This window comes from Methylobacterium sp. C33D, from assembly GCF_053345825.1.
The window spans coordinates 14,425-29,465 of the sequence record NZ_JBKFAV010000027.1 but is presented as its reverse complement, the minus strand read 5'-3'; the positions used below and the strand labels follow the sequence as shown (position 1 = coordinate 29,465).

15 protein-coding genes are annotated in these 15,041 nt (G+C 70.8%); 7 read left to right on the top strand and 8 right to left on the bottom strand.

What is annotated here, in order from left to right; genetic code table 11:
- Window positions 1-587 precede the first annotated feature (587 nt).
- The 5 genes from ACLBXO_RS20950 to ACLBXO_RS20930 form a co-directional block, all read right to left on the bottom strand.
- A complete protein-coding gene (locus ACLBXO_RS20950) occupies window positions 588-2,240 on the bottom strand; it encodes a porin (RefSeq protein WP_447686553.1) in 1,653 nt (550 codons plus the stop codon).
- A gap of 407 nt (window positions 2,241-2,647) precedes the next feature.
- Window positions 2,648-3,337 (bottom strand): metal ABC transporter permease, encoded by a 690-nt coding sequence (locus tag ACLBXO_RS20945; protein ID WP_447686552.1) that lies wholly within the window; start codon window positions 3,335-3,337, stop codon window positions 2,648-2,650.
- A 121-nt stretch (window positions 3,338-3,458) separates the two neighbouring features.
- Complete coding sequence (locus ACLBXO_RS20940) at window positions 3,459-3,797, bottom strand: winged helix-turn-helix domain-containing protein (protein ID WP_331315384.1); 339 nt, start codon at window positions 3,795-3,797, stop codon at window positions 3,459-3,461.
- A 41-nt stretch (window positions 3,798-3,838) separates the two neighbouring features.
- Window positions 3,839-4,447: a HupE/UreJ family protein gene (locus ACLBXO_RS20935; protein ID WP_447686551.1), complete on the bottom strand. Its 609-nt coding sequence runs from the start codon at window positions 4,445-4,447 to the stop codon at window positions 3,839-3,841.
- Window positions 4,448-4,549: 102 nt separating this feature from the next.
- Window positions 4,550-5,089: a pilus assembly protein PilZ gene (locus ACLBXO_RS20930; protein WP_331315388.1), complete on the bottom strand. Its 540-nt coding sequence runs from the start codon at window positions 5,087-5,089 to the stop codon at window positions 4,550-4,552.
- Between the two features lie 375 nt (window positions 5,090-5,464).
- Between ACLBXO_RS20930 and ACLBXO_RS20925 the strand changes: the two genes are divergently transcribed.
- From ACLBXO_RS20925 to ggt, 6 genes are all read left to right on the top strand, one after another.
- Window positions 5,465-6,952, top strand: coding sequence for an ABC transporter substrate-binding protein (locus ACLBXO_RS20925; protein WP_447686550.1), 1,488 nt, complete (start codon window positions 5,465-5,467; stop codon window positions 6,950-6,952).
- Window positions 6,953-6,965: 13 nt separating this feature from the next.
- Entirely contained in the window at window positions 6,966-7,910 is a 945-nt protein-coding gene (locus ACLBXO_RS20920) for an ABC transporter permease (protein WP_447686549.1), read from the top strand.
- Window positions 7,907-8,821, top strand: coding sequence for an ABC transporter permease (locus ACLBXO_RS20915; RefSeq protein ID WP_447686548.1), 915 nt, complete (start codon window positions 7,907-7,909; stop codon window positions 8,819-8,821). The genes ACLBXO_RS20920 and ACLBXO_RS20915 overlap by 4 nt, the downstream gene beginning before the upstream one ends.
- Window positions 8,818-9,834, top strand: a complete 1,017-nt coding sequence (locus tag ACLBXO_RS20910) for an ABC transporter ATP-binding protein (protein ID WP_447686547.1) — start codon at window positions 8,818-8,820, stop codon at window positions 9,832-9,834. Before ACLBXO_RS20915 ends, ACLBXO_RS20910 begins: the two co-directional genes overlap by 4 nt.
- Window positions 9,831-10,754 carry an ABC transporter ATP-binding protein gene (locus tag ACLBXO_RS20905; protein WP_447686546.1) on the top strand — a complete coding sequence of 308 codons (924 nt, stop codon included), beginning with the start codon at window positions 9,831-9,833 and terminating at the stop codon, window positions 10,752-10,754. The genes ACLBXO_RS20910 and ACLBXO_RS20905 overlap by 4 nt, the downstream gene beginning before the upstream one ends.
- Window positions 10,755-10,823: 69 nt before the next feature.
- Complete coding sequence (gene ggt, locus ACLBXO_RS20900) at window positions 10,824-12,425, top strand: gamma-glutamyltransferase (RefSeq protein WP_447686545.1); 1,602 nt, start codon at window positions 10,824-10,826, stop codon at window positions 12,423-12,425.
- Between the two features lie 186 nt (window positions 12,426-12,611).
- On the opposite strand, the gene prfB is transcribed toward ggt, so the two are convergent.
- Window positions 12,612-13,740, bottom strand: a protein-coding gene (prfB, locus tag ACLBXO_RS20895; protein ID WP_447686544.1) for a peptide chain release factor 2 whose coding sequence is annotated in 2 segments (ribosomal slippage) — window positions 12,612-13,670 and window positions 13,672-13,740 — 1,128 coding nt in all. Because the reading frame shifts where the segments join, the coding sequence is not laid out codon by codon here.
- 197 nt (window positions 13,741-13,937) lie between these two features.
- On the opposite strand from prfB, the gene ACLBXO_RS20890 reads away from it, so the two are divergent.
- Window positions 13,938-14,276: a DUF3140 domain-containing protein gene (locus ACLBXO_RS20890; protein ID WP_447686543.1), complete on the top strand. Its 339-nt coding sequence runs from the start codon at window positions 13,938-13,940 to the stop codon at window positions 14,274-14,276.
- A 22-nt stretch (window positions 14,277-14,298) separates the two neighbouring features.
- Here the strand turns inward: ACLBXO_RS20890 and ACLBXO_RS20885 are convergent, their stop codons facing one another.
- Entirely contained in the window at window positions 14,299-14,658 is a 360-nt protein-coding gene (locus ACLBXO_RS20885) for a hypothetical protein (RefSeq protein WP_273561444.1), read from the bottom strand.
- 112 nt (window positions 14,659-14,770) lie between these two features.
- Complete coding sequence (locus ACLBXO_RS20880; protein ID WP_012321979.1) at window positions 14,771-14,983, bottom strand: hypothetical protein; 213 nt, start codon at window positions 14,981-14,983, stop codon at window positions 14,771-14,773.
- Window positions 14,984-15,041: the final 58 nt, after the last annotated feature.

Here is a 15,041-nt window from a genome sequence, read left to right as displayed (position 1 = left end):
GGCTCGGAGCGCCCGCGCGGGCCTCGCTCGGCAGGGAGTCGTGGCGGCCGCGGTCGAAACCCAGCCGGCGCCCCTGACGGGAAGGCGGTCGCCGGCGGCCGATTCGAAGCTCGAACCGCGCAGGCCCGACTCGCCGGCCGGAAACCCGGACATCTGCCGATGGCACAGGGTGCGGGACGCGGCGGCACCGGTCCGGCGCGAGACGTGCGGGGCGCGTCCGGAAGCCGGTGCCGGGCGAAGGATGCCGCCGATCGACGGCGATCGAGGCGCGGCGCCAGTGGACCCTGATCGGCAGGGCAGCGGATCACCTGGGACGTGCGGGGCGCCGACCGCCCAGCTGTCCGGCCCGGGCACGTCCAGGATCGGGGGCTCCGCCAGCGGGACCGCGCCGGCCCCCGGCCCGCGCGGCGGCGGCACGCCGGCTTCGGGCGCGCCGGGTCAGGTGGCCGGTCGCGGCCGCGGCGGACGGGTTCGCGGGCCGCGGGCGGAAGCGCACAACGAAAAAGGCCCGGCCGAAGCCGAGCCTTGAGGGTTCTGAAGCACGGGGACCGGCGCGGAGGCCGGAGCCCCGGCGCCGGTGGAGTGGCTTAGAAGTCGCGCTGGACGCGGAAGCGGAAGGTGGAGACGCTGTCCGACGTCGTGGTCCGCGGCACGAAGGTACCGTTGTTGATGCCGGCGACGTTCGCGTAGGCCGTCGGGCTCTTGTCCTTGTCGATCACGCGGCCGTTCTTGACGCCGATCTGGGTGTAGAAGCCCTCGACACCGATATCGAGGTCCTTGACCGGCGACCAGATGATGCTGCCGCCCGCCACGAACTGGTAGGTATCGCGCAGCGCCTCGCTGAGGTTGTAGAAGCGCGTGCCGGGCGTCCCGACGGCGTTGGCACCGAAGTTGATCAGGCCGAACGGGTTGGCGACCGCGTAGGCGATGCCCTGAGCCGCACGGGCCGACTGCGAGAAGTTCATCTCACCGTACGAGCCGAAGAAGGCCGAGCGCCACTCCGGCGTCCAGTAATGGAGATACGAAGCCGTCGCGCTGAAGCTCGTGGACTGCTGCAGCTGGCCCGTGAACGGGTTGACCGTCGCGTCGTTGAAGAACTGGTTGAACTTCTGGCCCTGGATCGTGGCCGCGTTCTGCGAGTAGGAGCCGCTGAACGAGGAGTAGCCGGTGTAGAGCTGCGCGCCGGAGCCGTAGGCACCCTGCAGGTAGAGGGCGTCGCCCGGAGCGATGAACGGCGCGTTGATCTTCAGGCCGCCCTGCACCGCCCAGCCGTACGAGTTGCTGGTGTGCGGGATGCTGATGTTCGAGCCGGAGCCGGTGCCGGCGCCGTTGGCGACGTTGCCGACGTTCAGCTCGTGCACGGCCGCCGACAGCTGGGCCGAGCCCCAGGCCTGGTCGAGGCGCAGGGCGCCGACGACGTCGGGCATGCGCGAGCGCTGGATCACGTCGACGAAGCTGTACCGTGTCGGCTGGCCGTTCGTGTACCCGATGAACACCTCGGCCGGCGAGTTCGACTGCGCGAAGTTGGCGATGTTGGCGTTGACCGTGGCGCCGGACGGGTTGTTCGAGGCCGAGAAAATCGGGCTGCGGCGGAAGACCGGGTCTTCGGCCGAGATCGTGGCGGACAGGCCGTTGCCGAGCGTGGCCGTGTAGGCGAGCAGGTTGGTGGACGCCAGGTCCGAACCGGCGGTGGCGCCGGCGAACTCGAAGTCGTGGGCGTAGAAGTCGAAGAACGACGAGGCGCGACCGGCGGTCATGCCGGCGAACTGGATGAAGGCCTTGTCGACGTTCACGAACTGCTGGTCACGGCCGAAGCTGTCGATGCCGAGGCCCGGGAAGGCCTGACCGATGCGCTGCTGGGTGCCGGAGGTGCCGACGCCGGAATAGCCGGTGCGGGCGCCGGCATCGAGGCGGACGAAGGCGCGCAGCGTGCCGTAGGCGGTCTGGGTGCGGGCATCGAGGTTGATGCGCATCCGGCCCTGGTAGCCCGACGTGTCACCGCCGTTGCCGTTCTGGCGCGAGTAGCTGGTCATGTAGCCGCCCTCGAACCGGGCGCGGCCGGAGAGACGCAGGCAGGTGTCGGTGCCGGGAATGTAGAAGAAGCCGGCGCCGTACGCGCCGCAGACGCGGACGTACTCGATCGGGATCGCCTTCTTGACCGGCAGGTCGGCGGCGTGAGCTGCGCCTACCGCCGCGAACGCAGCAGCAGACCCGAGCAATGAGCTCTTCAAGAGCTTCATAGACATCTCCAAAGCTTCGAGACCCAATGATGCGGACGTGCCCGGTTATCCGGGTCTGGCCGCACGTTCTGTAGGTTTGGCCCGCGTCTTAAGTGGCAGGCTCCTGCGGGCTCTCGCTTGGCGATGCCCCCGTGCACGATCACCATGTGCGAACGGGTTTCCGCGAGCAACGAGGATTCGCGGCCGCCTTGGCAGTTCCAGGGCGATGTTGCGGCCTGGCAACATTCTCGGGGTGCTTTAGTCGGCAACGGTTCGCCGAATGTGCACGAATGCTGTCCTGAGCGGCTGACCTGCCGTTCCGGCGGGCATCGGGCCGCCCGAACCCGACCCGGGTCCGGGCGGCGCACGCCGTCTCAGGCGATTCGCCGGGGGAGCGGCCTCACATGGGCGGCCTCACATCGGCGGCCTCACATAGGCGGCGTCAGCCCGTCCTTCCCGACGGCGACGCGCCGGGCGGTGACGCGGCCATCATCCCCGCGCGCGGCGATCACGAAGACCTTGGCACCGGGGGCCACCGCCGAGGCGCTGGCGGGCTCGAAGCTGACGACCGGCGCCTGCGGCGGCACCAGGATCTGCAGCGACTGGCCCTGGCCGTAATCGACCGTGAGGGTCCGCTCGGCTCCGCCGCTGCTCGCCTTGACCGTCCCGTTGGTCATCGCGCTCTTGACGCGCGGCGCGTCCGGCGCGGTCGCGCGCACGTCCGCCTTCACGGTGCCGTTGGTCATGGCGCTCTTCACCGACGCACCGCCCGCCGTGCGGTCGGGGATCATGTCCCAGTCGTAGTGGCCCTCGCCGGTGCCGCGCATCGCCTCGGGGAACAGCACCACCTCCAGGGCCACCGGCGGCTCACCCTTCGTGGCGGTGCCGATGAAGACGCCGTCCCTGATCGCGTCGAGGCTCGACGGGACGACCCAGGAGACCTTCGCGTCGGGGGCGAGCGCCACGGTCTCCGACACGCCGTCGCGCGTCTTCAGCGTGAAGCCGCCGCCCGCCACCGCCTCGACGGTCCCGCGCAGGCGCTCGACCTTGGGAGCCGCCTGTGCACCGGTGGTGACGGCCAGCAGGCCCATCAGGGCGAGCGTCGTGAGTTTTGCCATGGGGGTTCTCTTCTTGCTGCCGGGAGTGTTGCGACCGGCGGGACGTGGGGCCGGATTCGACGACGTCAGCCCCCGCGGGGCTGTGACATCGCATCCGGGTTCGCCCCCGTACCCGGCCCGGTTACGCGTCCCCGGCCTGTCCCAGGCTGTTCAGGAACGGTGCGGCCGCCACTGCCGCGGCCGCCTCCACGGCCCGGTACCGGCGCACCACGTCGGCGCCGAAGGCCGAGAGGCGCGCGCCCCCGCCCGCCCGGCCGCCGGTCTGCGCCTCGACCACGGGCCGGCCGAAGCCGGTGTTCATCGCCTCGACCAGCAGCCACGCGCGGCGGTACGACATGCCCAGCGCGCGGCCGGCGCCCGCGATGGACCCGTGCTCGGCGATCATCTCCAGGAGCCGCACCTTGCCGGGACCGAGGCGGTGCCCCGGCCCGAGATCGATGCGGATGCTGAGCCGGGGCACCCCGCCCGCGACCGGGGCGGGGCTCGGGTCGGCCGAGTCGCTCAGGCGGGCAGGACCAGCAGGGCGAGACCGGCCGCGGCCACGCCGGCGCCGAGGGCCGGGGCGGCCCGCGTCGCTCCGATCCGCGACGCCGCGACGCCGAGACCGATCCCCGCGGCGTTCAGGAGTGCGGTGGCCGCGAGGAAGCCGAGGCCGAAGGACAGGCCGGAGGCGGTCTCCGGCATCTCGGCGCCGTGGGCGTAGCCGTGGAACACCGCGAAGACGCCGACCAGGGCGGCCAGCACCGCGACCGGCGCGCGCAGGCCGACGATGGCGGCGAGGCCGAACACGACGATGGACAGCGCGATCCCCAGCTCGACATGCGGCAGCGCGATGCCGGCCATGCCCAGCCCCGCCCCCGCGCTCATCAGCGCCAGGAACGACAGGGGCAGGGCCCAGAGCGCCCGTGCGCCGCGCAGGCTGGCGAGGAGGCCGACCGCGACCATCGCGAGCACGTGGTCGGCGCCCAGCAGCGGGTGGAGGAAGCCCGCCTCCGCGCCCGTCGCGGCGCCGTGGCCCGGATGGGCGAAGGCCGCCTGGGGCAGCAGGGCGAGCGCTGCCGGCAGGAGCGCCAGAGATGCGGCGGGTCGGGAGGAGAGCAGGCGCTTCATCGAGGATCCTTCGCTGGACCCGCAGAGATGTAGCGCCCTTCCGCAGCCGCTGCGAGGGGCCGGCGGCCGAAGTTCGCCACCCCGCGACGCGGCGCCGGAGCCTCAGAGCGACATCGCCTCGTGGACGGCCGACGGCGCGAACGGCTCCGAGAAGGCGGCGCCGATGCCGTGGGTGAAGTGGCGCATCACCGTGGCGGTCTTTCGTCCGACCTGAATGATCGCCCCGATCTCCGGTTGGTGGTCGATGAGCAGGGCGACGCCGGAGGCCGAGACGTTGAGGACGTGCCCCTGGATGGCCTCGCCCGAAGCCGTGGTGACCTGGACGATCTTCTGCCTCGGCACGATCCGCCGGTGAGCCCGGATCGGCTCGGGCTGCAGGTCCTGGGCCCGCGCCAGCGTCACGAACTGACGGGCGAGATCGGTGAGGGTCGCGCGCCCGCCGCGGACGCAGGCGACGAATTCCTGGCCCGCCACGCGGGCGATGCGGGCCTCGAGCGTCCCGATATGGCGGATGCTGCAGGTGAGGTTCTCGCCCGGCGCGAGGCGGGACGAGGAGCGGAACCGGATGCCCTCGGTCGAGACATCGGCGGTCACGGCGTAGAAGTCGCGGCGGCGCTGGTTCCAGCACAACGCGGGCAACATGACGATGTGCCGCCGGACCATCACATCCGTTTCATCATGAAAACCGCATCCGAGATCTTCTGCGGCCGAAATTTTTCCAGGCTGTTCAGGCAAAACGTAAAATTGAACTTATCCCGGCCTCTGTCGGGCGGCGGTCGCGGTCTCGGAGGGAACGGCGCGGGTCGCGAGGCCGCTGCTCAAGGACCGCCGACGGGCGCCCACCGGCCGCGGCGACCGGATCGCCGCACGATTGAATACAAGATGCATCTTGACCGTATGGCATGGATGCTGCCTTGGGATTGTGCATGCCACGCGGCCGCGCAACACTGCCGGTCGCCCCTGGAACGGGCGCGGCCGATCCGCACCGCTCCTCCCGCCTCAATCCGGACCGGTCTCATGTTGCGTCTCGCCGCCTGTCTCCTCGCCGGGCTCACCGTCGCCGGGCCCGCCGCCGCACAGACCCTGCGCTACGGCATGATGGAGGATCCGGACGCCCTCGACCCGACGCTCGCGCGCACCTTCGCGAGCCGGATGGTGTTCGCGGCGCTCTGCGACAAGCTGGTCGATATCGGGCCCGACCTGAAGCCGGTGCCGCAGCTCGCGACCGCCTGGGAGCTGTCGCCCGACGAGAAGGCGCTGACCATGCACCTGCGCCCGGGCGTGCTGTTCCACGACGGCGAGAAGCTCGATGCCGCTGCGGCGAAGTTCTCGATCGAGCGCCACATGAAGATGCCGGGCTCGCAGCGCCGCTCCGAGATCGCGCCGATCGACTCCGTTGACGTGGTCGACGACCTCACCTTCCGCATCAATCTGAAGCAGCCGTTCGCGCCGCTGCTCGCGCAGTTCACCGACCGCGCCGGCATGATGGTCTCGCCCAAGGCGGCCGAGCGGCTGGGCGACAAGTTCGCCTCCGCGCCCGTCTGCGCCGGGCCGTACAAGTTCGTCGAGCGGGTGCCGCAGGACCGGATCGTGGTCGAGCGCTTTCCCGACTACTGGAACAAGGACGCGATCCACATCCAGCGGATCGAGTTCCGGCCGATCCCCGACGCCACGGTGCGGCTCACCAACCTGCGCGCCGGGCAGCTCGACCTGCTGGAGCGCCTCGCCCCCACCGACGTGCCGCAGGTGAAGCGCGACGCCAAGCTGAAGCTCGACTCGACCTATGAGCTCGGGTTCCAGGAGATCCTGTTCAACCCCAACAAGGCGGGCTCGCCGGTCTCCGACCCGAAGGTGCGCGAAGCCTTCGAGGCCGCCATCGACCGCAACGCCATCAATCAGGTCGTCTATAACGGCGAGTTCCTGGCCGGGAACCAATGGGTCAACCCGAAGAACCCGAACTACGTCGCCGAGTACCCGATCCCGAAGCGGGACGTCGCCAAGGCCAAGGCCCTGCTGGCGGAGGCCGGCAAGCCGCATCCGCAGATCACGCTGACCGTCTACGCCAACAGCGAGTCGCCGCAGGTCGGCCAGGTGATCCAGGCCATGACCAAGGAGGCGGGCTTCGACGTGAAGATCCAGGCCGTGGACTTCACCACGGCGCTCGATGCCGCCGACAAGGGCAATTACGAGGCGCAGCTCTATTCCTGGAGCGGCCGCTCGGACCCGGACGGCAACACATTCAGCTTCCTCTTCTGCAAGGCGGCGCTGAACTATCCCAAGTACTGCAGCCCCGAGGCCGACGCGGCCCTTCAGGCCGAGCGCGGCACCGTGGATCCGGCCAAGCGCAAGGCCGCCTGGAAGGCGCTGGCCGATCAGGTGCTGAAGGACCGGCCCGGCATCTACATCCTGCACCGCAAGCTGCTCTGGGCCTACAGCCAGAAGATCACCGGCTTCGTGCCCTATCCGGACGGGCTCGTGCGCTTCACCGGTCTGAAGCTCAACTGATGCTGCGCGCCTGATGCTTCGATTCCTGGCGCGACGCCTCGCCCTGGCGGTTCCGACCCTGATCCTCGCCTCGATGATCATCTTCGCCCTGCAGCAACTGCTGCCGGGCGACGTCGCCACGGCGCTCACCGGCGAGGAGCGCGACCCGCAGGTGATCGCCTTCATCCGCGAGAAGTATCATCTCGATGAGCCCCTGCCGGTCCGCTACGCCTACTGGGCCGGCGGCGTGCTGCGGGGCGATCTCGGCGAGTCGATCCGGCTGCAGAAGCCGGTCTCGGAGCTGATCGTCGAGAAGCTGCCGGTGACGCTCGAACTCGCCTGCCTCGCCATGCTGGTGGCGCTGGCCATCGGCGTGCCGATGGGGGTGCTCTCGGCGGTCAAGCGCGGCCAGGCCGCCGACACGGTCGCCAACGGGATCGCCCTGTGGGGCCTGTCGGTGCCGAATTTCTGGCTCGGGATCCTCTTGATCCTGCTGTTCTCGGTGGAACTGGGCTGGCTGCCGGCCTCGGGCTACGTCTCGCCCTTCGAGAGCCTCTCCGAAAACCTCGCCGCCATGGTGATGCCGGCCTTCGTGCTGGGCAACGCCATCGCGGCGGTGATGATGCGCCACACCCGCGCGGCAATGCTGGGCGTGCTCGGCTCCGACTACGTCCGCACGGCCCGCGCCAAGGGCGTCTCGCCGCTGCGCGTCACCCTGCGGCACGCCCTGCCCAACGCCGCGATCCCGATCATCACGCTCGGGGCGCTGGAATTCGGGCAGCTCCTGTCGGGGGCGGTGCTCACCGAGCAGGTCTTCTCGGTGCCGGGCTTCGGCAAGCTGATGGTCGATGCCGTGTTCAACCGGGACTTCGCCACCGTGCAGGGCGTCGTGATCTGCACCGCCGCCACCTACATCGCCCTGAACCTCGCCGCCGACCTGCTCTCCGCGGCCGTGAACCCGAAGCTGAGGCGGGCATGAGCACCGGCACCCCCATCGCCGAGGCGTCCGGTCTCGGCGCCCCCGCCGGAGCCCCGGCTCTGATCCAGGAACCCGGTACGCTCGCGGCCTTCTGGCGGCGCCTGCGCGCACGCAAGAGCGCGGTGGCGGGGCTCGTCATCGTCGGCCTGCTGATCGTGATGGCGGCCTTCGCCCCCTGGATCGCCCCCTACGATCCGACCGCCACCGACTGGGCCAACGTCCGCGGCGCGCCGAGCCTCGCGCACCCGTTCGGCGGCGACGAGGTCGGGCGCGACGTGCTCTCGCGGATCATCTTCGGCGCCCGGGCCTCGCTGGGCGCCGGCCTCGTCTCGGTGGCGCTGGCGGTGTCCCTCGGCCTACCCCTGGGATTGCTCGCCGGCTACGCGGGCGGCTGGATCGACGGGGCGATCTCGCGCCTCACCGACGCGCTCCTGGCGATCCCGTTCCTGATCCTGGCGATCGCGCTCGCCGCCTTCCTGGGCCCGAGCCTCGTCAACGCGATGATCGCCATCGGCCTCTCGGCGACCTCGACCTTCATCCGCCTGACCCGGGCGCAGGTGCGCGCCGTGGCGGCCGAGGAGTTCGTGGAGGCGGCGCGTGCCATGGGCAACCCGCCCTGGCGGATCGCCCGGGTGCACATCCTGCCCAACATCGTGCCGGCGATCCTCGTCCAGGCGACGCTCACCATCGCGGCCGCCATCATCGCGGAGGCGAGCCTGTCGTTCCTCGGCCTCGGCCAGCAGCCGCCCGAGCCGTCCTGGGGCGCCATGCTCAACACCGCCAAGAACTTCATGGACCAAGCCCCCTGGATGGCGATCTGGCCCGGCCTGTCGATCTTCCTCGCGGTGCTCGCCTTCAACCTGTTCGGCGACGGCCTGCGGGACGCCCTCGACCCGAGGCAGCGGACATGACGAAGCCCCTCCTGGAAGTGCGCGACCTCGCGGTCGCCTTCGACACCGACGGCGGCGCGGTCCACGCGGTCAACGGCGTCTCCTACACCCTGCACGAGGGCGAGACGCTGGGCATCGTCGGCGAGTCCGGCTCCGGCAAGAGCGTGCACGTGCTCGCCATGCTCGGCCTGATCCCGCGCCCGCCCGGCCGCATCACCGGCGGTCAGGTGCTGTTCGAGGGGCGCGACCTCCTCGCCCTGAAGGAGCGGGAGCTGCGCAAGATCCGCGGCGGCGCCATCGGCTTCGTGTTCCAGGATCCGATGAGCTCGCTCAACCCCGGCATGACCGTGGCGGCGCAGATCATCGAGCCCCTGCGCATCCATCTCGGCCTCGACGCCCGGGCGGCCCGCGCCCGGGCCAGGGAGCTGCTCGACCTCGTCCGCATCCCGAACGCGGGCGCGCGCCTCGACCAGTACCCGCACGAGTTCTCCGGCGGCCAGCGCCAGCGCGTGATGATCGCCATCGGCCTCAGTTGCCGGCCGAAGCTGCTGATCGCCGACGAGGCGACCACCGCCCTGGATGTGACGGTCCAAGCCGAGATCGTCGCCCTGGTGCAGGAGCTGAAGCGCGAACTCGGCATGGCGATCATCTGGATCACCCACGATCTCGGGGTTGTGGCGGGGATCAGCGACACCGTGCAGGTGATGTATGCCGGCCGAATCCTGGAGCGCGGCCCGGTCGACGACATCTTCGCGGATCCGCGCAACGCCTACACGCTCGGGCTGCTGCGCTCCCTGCCGGACCTGTCCGGCGGCCGGGCCGGGCGGCGGCGCCTCCACCAGATCGAGGGGGCGCCCCCGGACATGCGTCATCTCCCGCCGGGCGACCCCTTTGCGCCGCGCAATGCCTTCGCGACGGCCCGTTGCCGAACCGAGATGCCGCCTCTCGCCCAGGCGCCCGGCGCCGCGCCGGGCCACCTCGTCGCCGCCTGGTACGACCTGCCGAAGCTTCTGGGCCAGGAGGCCGCGCGATGAGCGGGCCGGATTATCCGATCGTCTCGGTCCGCGACCTGTCCAAGCACTATCCCCTGCGCTCGTGGTGGGGCGGCAAGGCGTCGGTGTTCCGCGCCGTGGAGGGCGTCAGCTTCGACATCCGCCCCGGCGAGACCCTGGGCCTCGTGGGCGAGTCCGGTTCCGGCAAGTCGACCATCGGCCGGGCCGTGACCATGCTCAACCCGCCGACCTCGGGCACGATCGCCTTCGAGGGCACCGACCTCGCCAAGCTCTCGGCGGGCGCCATGCGCAAGATGCGGGCGCGGATCCAGACCGTGTTCCAGGATCCGTACGCGGCCCTCAACCCGCGGATGAGCGCCGGGGACTACGTCGCGGAGGCGTTCAAGCTGCACCGGCGCGACATGCGCGGGCCGGAGCGGCGGGAGGCGGTGGCGGCCCTGTTTCAGCGGGTCGGGCTCGATCCGCGCTTCATGGGCCGCTACCCGCACCAGTTCTCGGGCGGCCAGCGCCAGCGCATCTGCATCGCCCGGGCGATCGCCCTGAAGCCCAGCTTCATCGTCGCCGACGAGCCGATCGCGGCGCTCGACGTCTCGATCCAGGCCCAGGTGGTGAACCTGCTCCAGGATCTGCAGGACGAGATGGGCCTGTCCTACCTGTTCATCTCGCACGACCTGCGGATGGTGCGCTACCTCTGCCACCGGGTCGCGGTGCTCTGGCGCGGGCGGATCGTCGAGCTGGCCGAGGCCGACGCCCTCTACGAGGACCCGCGCCATCCCTACACCCGGCGCCTGCTCGCCGCCGTGCCGGTGCCGGACCCGGCCGAGGAGCGGGCGCGCCTCGCCGCGCGCGACCTCACCGGCCACGACCAGCCGCCCGACGGGCCGCTCACCGAGGTGGCGCCGGGGCACTGGGTGGCGCTGCCGGGTATTGGCGCCGGGTGAGATGGCGGCCCTCTCCTCCCCCTTGCGGGGAGGGGAAATTCAGATGCGTTTGAAACGACAGGACACCCCGTGAGAGACTTCTCCGCCCCCGGCCGCTCCCCGGTCTACGCCGCCAACGCCGCCGTCGCGACCTCGCACCCGCTCTCGACGCTCGCCGCCATCGAGATGCTGCGCTCCGGCGGCAACGCCGTCGATGCCGGCATCGCGGCGGTCGCCGTTCAGTGCGTGGTCGATCCGCTGATGACCGGCATCGGCGGCGACTGTTTCGCCCTCTACGCCCCTGCGGGCGCCACCAAGCCCATCGCCCTCGACGGTTCGGGCCGGGCGCCCGCCGCCGCCACGCCCGACTGGTATGCCGAGCACGGCGTCACCATCACACCGACCTCGCCGCACGCCGTGACGGTGCCCGGCGCGGTCGCGGCCTGGGACCTGCTGGTGCGCGAGCACGGTACCCGCTCGCTGGGCGAGCTGCTCCAGCCGGCGATCCGCTATGCGGAGGACGGGTTCGTCGTCCAGCAGCGGGTCGGTTGGGACTGGCTGCGCGGCGCCGAGCGCGTCGCCACGGATCCGCACGCCGCCGAGACCTACCTGCCCGGCGGACAGGTGCCGGCGATCGGCAGCGTCGTCCGCCTGCCGAAGCTGGCGGCGACGCTCCGGACGATCGCCGAGGCGGGCGCGCGCGCCTTCTATACGGGCTCCGTCGCCGAGGACATGGTGAGCCGGCTGAACGCCCTCGGCGGCCTGCACACCCTGGACGACTTCGCCGCCGCGCGGCCTGACGTGGTCGTGCCGGTCTCGACCCGGTACCGCGGCTACGACGTCTACGAGTGCCCGCCGGCCGGCCAGGGCCTGGCGGCGCTGATGATGCTCAACGTGCTGTCGCACTACGATGTCGGCGCCCTGTCGGAACTGGACAGGCTTCACCTCTTCGCCGAGGTCTGCAAGCAGGGCTACCACCACCGCGACGTACTGTTCGGCGACGCGGCGCTGGCCAACGTGCCGGTCGAGCACCTGCTCTCCGACGCCTGGAAGGCCGCCGCCCACGGGGCGATCGACATGGACCGGGCCCGCGCGCCGGAGATCTATCCCGAGATCGCCCGCGAGATGGCCGAGGGCCGCGCCCACAAGGACACGGTCTACCTCTGCGTGGTCGACCGGGACGGCAACGCGCTGTCGCTGATCAACTCGATCTTCCAGGGGTTCGGCTCGGGCATCCTGGCACCCGAGAGCGGCGTGCTGCTGCACAACCGCGGCCTGTCGTTCCGCACCGAGGGCGGCCACCCGAACAGCGTCGGTCCGGGCAAGCGGCCGATGCACACGATCATCCCCGGCATGCTGATGAAGGACGGGCAGGCCGTCGCGCCGTTCGGCGTCATGGGCGGCCACTATCAGGCCATGGGCCATGTCGAGCTGCTCTCCGGTCTGCTCGACCGGGGCCTCGACGTGCAGGAGGCCCTCGATGCCCCGCGCAGCTTCGCCTACGGCGGCAGCCTGGAGGTGGAAGGCGGGATCCCCGACGCGGTGATGGCGGGATTGACGGAGCGCGGACACCCGGCGATCCGTGCGCCGCTGCCGCTCGGCGGGGGGCAGGTCATCTGGATCGACCGGAAGGCCGGCACGCTGGCGGCGGGATCGGACCCGCGCAAGGATGGGGCGGCGCTGGGGTATTGATGCGTGTGTGAGGATGGGCGCCTCCGGCGCTCATCCTTCGGTGCGGGCAACGGCGAGCCTTGTCCGAATATCGTCTTTGCGAGCGGAGCGAAGCAATCCCGGGTGGCGCCACGCTGAGCGATCGCGTGCTGCCCTGGGTCACTTCGCTCCGCTCGTGATGACGGCGTTGCGGATCGAGACCGCCGATCAGTCGATGTCCTCGACCGCCTCGCCGCCGCCGTAGACCCGCTGGGCCAGCGAGGCCTCCATGAACGGGTCGAGATCGCCGTCGAGCACCTCGTCCGGATCGGTGGACTGGGTGCCGGTGCGCAGGTCCTTCACCAGCTGGTACGGCTGCAGCACGTAGGACCGGATCTGGTGGCCCCAGCCGATATCGGTCTTGGAGGCGGCCTCGGCGTTGGCCTTCTCCTCGCGCTTCTTCAGCTCCGCCTCGTAGAGCCGGGCGCGCAGCATGTTCCAGGCGGTCGCCCGGTTCTTGTGCTGCGAGCGCTCCTGCTGGCACGCGACCACGATCCCGGTGGGATTGTGGGTGATGCGCACCGCGGAGTCGGTGGTGTTGACGTGCTGGCCGCCGGCGCCGGAAGACCGGTAGGTGTCGATCCGGCAGTCGGATTCCTTGATCTCGATCTCGATCCGGTCGTCGATCACCGGGTAGACCCAGACGCTGGCGAAGCTGGTGTGGCGCCGGGCGCTGGAATCGTAGGGCGAGATCCGCACGAGCCGGTGCACGCCGGACTCGGTCTTGAGCCAGCCGTAGGCGTTGTGGCCCTTGATCAGGAGCGTGGCGCCCTTGATCCCGGCCTCCTCGCCGTCGGTCATCTCGACGACCTCGACCTTGTACTTCCGGCGCTCGGCCCAGCGGGCGTACATGCGCTGGAGCATGTTGGCCCAGTCCTGGCTCTCGGTGCCGCCGGCGCCGGCATGCACCTCGAGATAGGTGTCGAAGCCGTCGGCCTCGCCGGACAGCAGGGTCTCGACCTGCCGGCTCGCGGCCTCCTTCTCGACGGCCAGGATCGCCGCCTCGCCCTCGCGGATCGAGGATTCGTCACCCTCCATCTCGCCGAGCTCGATCAGCGTCAAGCCGTCCTCGAGGTCGCGCTCGAGCTTCCTGATCGCCGTGACGGCCTCGTCGAGCTGCTGGCGCTCGCGCATGACCTTCTGGGCGGCCTCGGCATCGTTCCAGAGGTCGGGGTCCTCGGAAGCCGCGTTCAGCTCCGCGAGGCGTTTATCGACTGTGTCCCAGTCAAAGATGCCTCCTCAGCAGCCCTATAGACTGCTTGGCGGCATCCGAGGCTTGCTCGATCTCGGCGCGCATCTGGTTTTTCGGGAAAGGGGTTCGGGAACGGGGTTCTGTACTCGGCCGGGGTGATACCCCCCGGGACCCGGCCTGTAAACGCCACCGGGCCGCCGCGCCCTATCCCCGTGCGGCGCCCGACCGCAGGGATCCATGCGAGCCGGTCCGCACCGGACGCGTTGTCGGGCACGACCGGCACGGAAGAAGGAGACCCGCGGATGGCGGATGACGATCACGCGGCGACGTGGAAGGAGTTCAACGAGGCCGTCAACATGACGCCGGCCGCGCTGAAGAAGCACCTCGACAGCGACGCCAGCAAGGAGGTCGGCCAGAAGAAGGACGGCGGCGAATCGACCGGCCACGAGATGGGCCGGCGCATCCTGGCCATCAAGGACAAGAAGAAGGCGGACCTCACGGATGACGACTACGCCGCCATGGGCAAGGTCGTGGGCTACGTGCACCGCCATCTCAAGCAGGGCGGCGCGGCCCGGAAGGACCCGGACTCGCCCTGGCGGATGTCGCTGATGAACTGGGGCCACGATCCGCAGAAGGATTGAGGCCCGCAGGAAGCGAGGCGTCTCAGTAGCGCGGCGGCACGATGTAGGACGGGGCGATCACGTACTCCTTCGGCCGCTTGCGCGCGCCGAACCGCCCCTCGGTGATCTGGTCGTTGTAGTAGTCGAACCCGGTGTAGCCGAAGCCGCCGCCGTTCATCACCTCGGCCACCGGCACCGCGGGCTGGGCGAGATCGGGCCGGCCCGGCGGCACCACGACCTGGCAGCAGCCCTCGGTCTGCAGCACCGTCGGGCCGTTCGGGGCGGTGAACACGAAGGCGCGGGGCTGGTAGGGCGCCGGCGGGTAGGCGGCGTCGGAGGCCGAGGCGCCCTGCCCCGCCAGGAGGGCGAGCAATCCGGCGGCGATCAGGGTCTTGGTGCTCACGCGATGCTCCGTCAGGGGGCCGGACGAGCCGGCATCTGGCCTACAGTCTAGCTGATCGCGGGCGGCCTGTCCGGCGCATCCGAGCGACCGGTTACCGAAATCCCGGGCGGTATCAGCCCCGCGCGCGCAGCACGACCTGCGGGCTCGCCGGAACGGGGCGGCAATCCGTCATGAAGGCGTTCACCGGCAACGGCTTCGAGTCGCACGCGTACACGTCCGCCGGTCCCGGCGCGGGGATCGGATCCCGGGCGATGATCGGGTTCGGCGCGCAGGCCGAGGCCGCGGCGGCGAGCAGCAGGGCGGCGATCAGATTCAGGCGGCGCATGCGACACTCGGGACGCGGGAAGACCCCCGCACCTGACCCTGGCCATCGCGCCCGGCCC